Genomic DNA, 6,959 nt, shown 5'->3' with positions numbered 1-6,959 from the left:
CTTTCTCAAAAACCATCATCTGTAGCTGGGTATCTATAATTGCCGCCAGACCACCGGAAGCGATGGCAAACAGCCGGTAATCAGTCTTACCGGGATTACCGTTCACGGTGCAAAACCCCTCCCGGCCCGGGACTAAAAACTGCTCCAGTCTGCCGGTGTTATTGATACATGCCCGGTAATTCTTACCCCGGAGCCGCACCCCGACGACAAAGCGGTTGATACGCTCATTTATCGCACAGGCGACCGGGTTCTTGATAGCGCAGATTCTGGTTTCCATCTTTAATTGCTTTAAACAAGTCGCAGAAGAATAAAAAGGCCCCGGCCAGCACGGGACGCGAAAATGACTGGCTTTTAGCTCCTGCTCCCGCCGCCAAGACAGGCGGAGGGCAGAATAACACGACAGGTAGCGGTATCTGGTATCCTGTCAGGTTAATCACAATTCAACGGTAACCAGGATTTGCCCCTTAACCATTTTATCATTCCGCACCCTGGCCTGTCGCCAGGACAGGCCAGGGTGCGGAATCCAGGCAGGGTGGAGATTCCGCTGGAGTTTACCCCGTACCTGATACTGGGCAGGAATGACATCATATTTACCTGACGAGACACTAAAGACCGAGCTTTTCCGTCAGCATCCGGCGGATCTCGGCCACGGTTGCCTGCTGCCAGGCCGGGTACCGAGCCTGAGTACGCTCCCGAATCAGGTTCCTTAGTTCCGGCTCACCGGCGCCGGGGTTTTCCTTCTTAACGGCGTCCTCTATTTTCGCTCGCTCCTCATCGGCAATCACCGGGCGCTCTATCCAGTGGCAGATATACTGCAAGTCCCCGGTATAGAATACCCCCACAGGAATCGATGTATACTTACCTTCCTTCAGAAATTCGTTCATGATGTCCAGGTTCTGGTCGCGCGGGAAGATTCTCACCTCGACGCCGGCAGCCTCAGCCAGGCGCGCCATCACCGGCATTCCCCGGAATACATCGGGGCACCAGTCCTCGCCCAGCACCAGTATCTTGCCGATACCATTGGGAACCTGGGCTGCCTTACGGAAGAACTGGCTGTCATCCCGCCGAAATCACGGCGCTGGCATAATACTTCTCGAACTGGTCTTTATTCACCTTGATCTGGGCAATATAGTCCGGGTAGCTAAAACCCGAGGCATAACGCTCCTCTGTCACCATGCTGGTTTTTCCTGCCATAATCACCCCCTGAGATTAAATACTTTCTTTGTCCTAACAAACCGACTATATGACTATATTATATAATGTAGCACCCAATCATATCAGCATAGCCAACTTCCACCCTCCCATCTCCGTAGACAACTATCGGGACGGTATCCCCGTATTCCCGGGCCTCATCCAGCCAGGTCTGGTTATCGTCCACCTGGCGTTCTTCAAACTCTTTTCCCCGCACCGCCCAGTCTTTTTTTATTTCGATGCAGGCCGGGCAGGTCCTCAACGTGTAGATTATTGGTCTGCTCATTATCTCATCCTGTCAAAATACTTTTTCTCGCTCAAGCAAATATTATGAGGCAGGAGCTTATCATCAGATATAATTTATCACTATCAGCCAACATTAAACAAGCTGATAGTTGAGGAAAGCCCTTCCTCGCTTGCCCTGAATGAACCACACACGGTATTACCGGACAGTACCTCCGGATTTGACTCAGCCAACCTCAGGGACTAAAATTAACACTGACTAACCGGGGAAAGTACCTGTAATTTGCCACAGCCGGAAGCAGGAGACTGATATGGATAGTGAGACACACGCAACAGCCACGGTTGAAGAGTACCTGGAAACCATTTTGAATATGATAAGCGAGAGCAAAGCGGTGCTGGCTGCCCGCCTATCTGAAAGGCTGGAGGTGTCTCCCCCCACCGTTACCGCGACTCTCCAGCGCATGGCTCGCGACGGGCTGATTACTACCGCGATGAATAAGGAAATCACCCTCACCGAGCATGGAATGAAGATGGCTATCAGCGTTGTGAAGCGTCACCGCCTGGCGGAAAGGCTGCTGACCGACATACTCAAAGTACCATGGCATGAAGCTCACGGAGAAGCCTGCCTCCTGGAGCACGGTATATCCGAAAAAGTGATGGATAGACTGTATGACGCTCTGGGAAAACCAAAAACATGCCCTCACGGCAACCCGATACCGGCAGACAATGTGCTACCCCCGATCAGGGGCGTCCCCCTCGATACGATAGCAGCGGGAGAAACAGTAGTTGTGGAAAGGATATCCGAACAGGCGACACGTCTCGAAGACCTCATGCGCTATCTGGGTCAGGCCAACATCAAGCCCGGGGTAGCCGTCACCGTCAAAGAGGTCGCCGATTACGCGGGCACCATGAAGGTGCTTGTTAATGACACTGAGCTCGCCCTCGGTACCAGGGCAGCCGCCATGGTATGGGTTTTATCACAATCCGGCTCTCAAGATTGATTTCATCCCCTCTCTTTCGTAAGTAGCTTTTCGCTTATTCCCCGGTACAGCCCTCAGGGACTTGACAACAATCAGATATTAGGCTATGCTAATCATAGGCATTAGCAACTACTTATTCTTTTCGACTTTTTTATTTTTCAGTCATTATTGCAAATGATACGCATTTCTACCTTACAAAGAATACGGATTGAAGGAGGTGGCCCCAGTATGTGGATCTTCGATTTAGTAGTCCAGGCATTGGTGACTGGTGCCTATGGAGCAATAGCACCAGAAACACCCGCCATACACTCCGGGGGACAGGAAGAACCGCTAATATCGATTATTGATGAGTCATATTTAATGCTGTAGTAACTGGAAGTACCGGAAGGAGAAAGATTGCTGCTAATAAATTAGAAGATTGAGGAAACGAACAATAAATATCATTACTAGAGAGGAGATAACTTAATAAATGCGCAGAAATAAATGGATTTTTGGCTTGACCAGTTTCATCTTGGCAGCCACGTTAATATTCGGAGCTTGCGCTCAGCAAGGCGCATCATCCCCAAATACGCAGACATTGACTGTATATTCGGGGAGGAGTGAGGAGCTGGTTGGGCCGATTATCGAGCAGTTCAACAGCGCCACCGGCATCAATGTGCAGGTACGCTACGGCAGTACCTCTGAAATGGCGGCTACTATCCTGGAAGAGGGCAGCAACAGCCCGGCGGATATCTATTACGCCCAGGACCCCGGTGGACTGGGCGCTGTAGAGCACCTGCTTACCCCGCTTCCGGAAAATATTTTGAACAAAGTTGAACCACGCTTTCGCTCACCGGAGGGCAAGTGGGTCGGCATCTCCGGCCGGGCAAGAGTCGTCGTCTATAACCCCGAGAAGTTTAGCGAAAACGACCTCCCGGATGACATCTGGGACTTCACTGACTCCAAGTGGCGTGGGCGCATCGGTTGGGCGCCGACCAACGGCTCTTTCCAGGCAATGGTTACCGCCATGCGGGTGCTGTGGGGAGAGCAAAAGACGCGGGACTGGATAAACGGTATCCAGGCAAATCAGCCCAAGGTGTACCCCAATAATACCACTCAGGTTGCCGCCGTAGCCGCGGGTGAGATTGACATCGGCTTCCCCAACCACTATTATCTTTACCGTTTCCTCGCCGAGCAGGGCGATTCCTACCCTGCCCGGAACTACCATCCCAGGGCGGGCGGACCGGGCGCGGTTATCCTGGTATCCGGCGCCGGCATCATGGAGACTTCCAAGAACAAAGAAACGGCCGAGCGCTTCCTCGATTTTATGCTCTCGGCAGTCGCCCAGCAGTACTTCGCCGGGCAGACCTACGAATATCCGGTGGTGGAAGGGGTAAATACACACTGGCTGCTTGCGCCACTGGCTCAAATCAACAGTCCTGACATTGACATGGCCGATCTGGACGACCTCAAGGGTACGCTTGACCTGCTGAGAGCAACAGGAATAGTTCCATAATATGGCAGTAGTGACCGGTAGAGTTTCAAGTTTTATTGGCAGACTGGGCAGGGCCGGCCGGGGGGTTCCTACCTCCCGGCCCCCCGTTATTATCTGGCTGCCCGTCGTCTTTATCGCCATCGCAATATTACTACCCCAGGTATACCTGGTTATGCGAGCGCTGGGTACCGGCGCAGAGACATGGGAACTACTATTCCGTACCCGTACTCTGGCTATACTGGGGCGCACAGTTGCGCTGGTTGTGGCAGTGACCACCTTGTCACTGGCAATATCCCTGCCGTTAGCTTGGCTGACGAGCCGGACTGACCTGCCTTTCCGGCGAATGTGGTTGATGGTGACAGCCCTTCCGCTGGTGATTCCCAGCTATGTAGCCGGATTCGTCATCATTGCCGCTCTAGGCCCGCGGGGTATGCTCCAGCAATTGCTGGCCGGACCATTCGGGCTGGAACGGCTACCCGAGATCTACGGCTTCCCCGGCGCTTTGCTTACCGTTACGGCGGTGAGCTATCCGTACCTGCTGCTGGCCCTTCAGGCGTCAATTCGCGGCATTGACCCGTGCCTGGAGGAGGCTTCCCGTAGCCTGGGGCATGGTTCCTGGACCACCTTCCGCCGGGTGACGCTACCGCAGCTACGCCCGGCCATAGCCGCCGGCTCTCTGCTCGTCGCTCTCTACACCATCAGGGATTTTGGCGCCGTATCTCTCATGCGCTATGAAACCTTTACCTGGGCTATCTACCTCCAGTACCAGACATCTTTTGACCGGATGGCAGCCGCCGCCCTGTCAATGGTGTTGGTGGCTCTGGCGATTATTGCCCTGCTAATCGAGGGCGGTACCAGAGGCCGGGCGCGGTACCATAGAAGCACTGTCGGCGTTACTCACTCCCAAACTGAAATAAGACTGGGATGGTGGCGCTGGCCGGCAACCAGCTTCTGCGCCACCATTTCGTTACTGACTGTGGTTATGCCGATGTCCATTCTCTCGTACTGGGCAATCCGCGGAATCTCCACCGGTGAGCCGTTCCGCCTTGCATGGGACTACGCCCTCAATTCAGCCTATGCTTCCGGGCTGGCGGCAATAATCATCGCGGTGGCGGCCATACCGGTAGCTATCCTGGCAGTACGTTACTCCGGGCGTATCAGTCAACTGCTGGAACGAGCCACCTATATTGGCTTCGCCTTGCCCGGAATAGTTATTGCCCTGGCGCTGGTCTTCTTTGGCGCTAATTATGCCACGCCCATCTACCAGACGCTGGGAGTATTACTCTTTGCCTATCTGATCCTATTCCTGCCCCAGGCGGTAGGCTCCATACGCTCCTCGCTACTCCAGGTAAGCCCGCGGGTGGAGGAGGCTGCCCGCAGCCTGGGAAGAAGCGCCACACAAGCCCTGGTCAGCATAACCCTTCCCCTGGCAAAGCCCGGAATACTCATCGGGGCTGCCCTGGTCTTTCTAACCACCATGAAAGAGCTACCGGCAACCCTTCTCTTGAGTCCCATTGGCTTCAGGACACTGGCTACCTCGGTATGGTCAGCCACTGCTGAAGCCTTCTTTGCCCGGGCGGCGGTATCCGCCCTGCTCCTGATCGCATTATCATCGATACCTATGGCGCTGCTGGTCATCCGGCAAAGGAGAAAAGAAATATGATCCCGATTGCAGTCCATTGTAAAGAATTGAGCAAAAGTTTCGCAGGTACCCCGGCAGTTGACAGCGTAGACCTGGAAGTGGAGGAGGGCGGGTTTCTGGCTCTGCTGGGCCCCAGCGGCTGCGGCAAGACCACTCTGCTCCGGCTCATTGCCGGGTTTGAAACGCCTGACCGGGGCAGCGTGGAGATAGCCGGCAAACCGGTTTCCGGCCGCGGTATCTTTGTTCCGCCGGAGAAACGCCGGGTAGGCATCGTCTTCCAGGACTATGCCCTCTTCCCTCACCTTAGTGTTGGTGATAATATCGCCTACGGGCTGAACCGGAGCACCGACCGGAAGTCGCGGGTCAAGGAAATGCTGTCTCTGGTGGGAATGAGGGACTATCAATCACGGATGCCTCACGAGCTCTCCGGGGGGGAACAGCAGCGCGTGGCTATCGCCCGGGCGCTGGCACCGGGGCCGGAGGTATTACTGCTGGATGAACCCTTTTCCAACCTGGATGCAGACCTGCGCTCCCGGATAAGAAGCGAGATAAAAAGTATACTGGCCCGCGCCGGAGCCACCGTTATCTTCGTCACTCATGACCAGGAAGAGGCCCTTTTTATGGGTGACCGCGTCGGGGTTATGAACAGGGGAAAGCTGGAGCAGCTTGATACACCGGAAGCAATTTTCCACACTCCAGCCACTACATTTGTGGCCCAGTTCATCGGCACTGCTGATTTCTTAAAAGGGCAGATTGAAAACGGACAGGTTGCCACTGAGATTGGAGGTTTACCCGCTTATCACAAGCTTCCACAAGGCACAGATGTGAGAGTTATGATACGCCCTGACTTCCTCGATATCACACCGGCGGAGGACGGCATTGGAGAAATCGTAGACCGTATCTTCTACGGAATGCATTATATTTACCGGGTACGCTTACCGTCAGGGGCGACCATCCGCAGCCTGCAGCATCATACTCGAAGCTATCCGGTTGGCGCCAGGGTTTCATTCCGCATGAATTCCGACCACAGGGCACCCTGCTTTAACGAGTCCTCCTACGTAACAAGTGAGAAAGCTTCTACATGATAAGGCGAGAGAACTGACCAAAAAGGAATGAGGGAGCCCATCCGGATGTCAGGGCTCCCCCCTTACGACCGCTGCTGAAAACGGTCAATCACAAGCTGAATTTACTCGAAGGGGTTGGTCTTATAACCGTACTTCTGAGAATACATAGAGCTGAAATGGCGTTCATATCCCTCCGGCCACTTGAGCCCCTGATTAGCCAGCGCTGCCACCTGTTTCCCCAGCTCATATGATTCCTTCATCGCCCGCTCATCGTTTCTTATCTTACCTTTATTAAGAGCCAGTCCGCTAACATAATCGCCACAGAACATATGCTCATTAATCAAGTAAAGATATATGCGGGTAAT

General features: G+C 54.0%; 9 protein-coding genes and 1 pseudogene. 5 read left to right on the top strand and 5 right to left on the bottom strand.

Features of this window, described 5'->3' with window-relative positions; translation table 11 throughout:
- The 4 genes and pseudogenes from Q8Q07_09675 to Q8Q07_09660 form a co-directional block, all read right to left on the bottom strand.
- Window positions 1-277 (bottom strand): hypothetical protein (locus Q8Q07_09675; protein ID MDP3880554.1); only part of this gene is annotated, 277 nt, incomplete at its 3' end.
- Window positions 278-605: 328 nt separating this feature from the next.
- Window positions 606-1,025, bottom strand: a pseudogene (locus Q8Q07_09670) (thioredoxin family protein).
- A 31-nt stretch (window positions 1,026-1,056) separates the two neighbouring features.
- Window positions 1,057-1,194 carry a hypothetical protein gene (locus tag Q8Q07_09665; GenBank protein MDP3880553.1) on the bottom strand — a complete coding sequence of 46 codons (138 nt, stop codon included), beginning with the start codon at window positions 1,192-1,194 and terminating at the stop codon, window positions 1,057-1,059.
- Window positions 1,195-1,252: 58 nt separating this feature from the next.
- Window positions 1,253-1,477 (bottom strand): glutaredoxin domain-containing protein, encoded by a 225-nt coding sequence (locus Q8Q07_09660; GenBank protein MDP3880552.1) that lies wholly within the window; start codon window positions 1,475-1,477, stop codon window positions 1,253-1,255.
- Window positions 1,478-1,745: 268 nt separating this feature from the next.
- On the opposite strand from Q8Q07_09660, the gene Q8Q07_09655 reads away from it, so the two are divergent.
- The 5 genes from Q8Q07_09655 (at window position 1,746) to Q8Q07_09635 (ending at window position 6,615) form a co-directional block, all read left to right on the top strand.
- Window positions 1,746-2,435, top strand: a complete 690-nt coding sequence (locus Q8Q07_09655; GenBank protein ID MDP3880551.1) for a metal-dependent transcriptional regulator — start codon at window positions 1,746-1,748, stop codon at window positions 2,433-2,435.
- 207 nt (window positions 2,436-2,642) lie between these two features.
- Window positions 2,643-2,783, top strand: a complete 141-nt coding sequence (locus tag Q8Q07_09650) for a hypothetical protein (protein ID MDP3880550.1) — start codon at window positions 2,643-2,645, stop codon at window positions 2,781-2,783.
- 100 nt (window positions 2,784-2,883) lie between these two features.
- Window positions 2,884-3,909 (top strand): iron ABC transporter substrate-binding protein, encoded by a 1,026-nt coding sequence (locus Q8Q07_09645; protein MDP3880549.1) that lies wholly within the window; start codon window positions 2,884-2,886, stop codon window positions 3,907-3,909.
- Window position 3,910: 1 nt separating this feature from the next.
- The gene (locus Q8Q07_09640; protein ID MDP3880548.1) at window positions 3,911-5,551 is read left to right on the top strand and encodes an iron ABC transporter permease; all 1,641 of its coding nucleotides are present in this window, start codon (window positions 3,911-3,913) and stop codon (window positions 5,549-5,551) included.
- Window positions 5,548-6,615, top strand: coding sequence for an ABC transporter ATP-binding protein (locus tag Q8Q07_09635; protein MDP3880547.1), 1,068 nt, complete (start codon window positions 5,548-5,550; stop codon window positions 6,613-6,615). Before Q8Q07_09640 ends, Q8Q07_09635 begins: the two co-directional genes overlap by 4 nt.
- Window positions 6,616-6,716: 101 nt before the next feature.
- Here Q8Q07_09635 and Q8Q07_09630 read toward each other — a convergent pair.
- On the bottom strand, window positions 6,717-6,959 hold a 243-nt coding region (locus tag Q8Q07_09630), incomplete at its 5' end, for a hypothetical protein (GenBank protein MDP3880546.1).

This window comes from Dehalococcoidales bacterium, assembly GCA_030698765.1.
Lineage (GTDB): Bacteria > Chloroflexota > Dehalococcoidia > Dehalococcoidales > UBA2162 > JAUYMF01.
The sequence above is the reverse complement of the archived record's forward strand: the minus strand, read 5'-3'. Positions and strand labels throughout refer to the sequence as shown.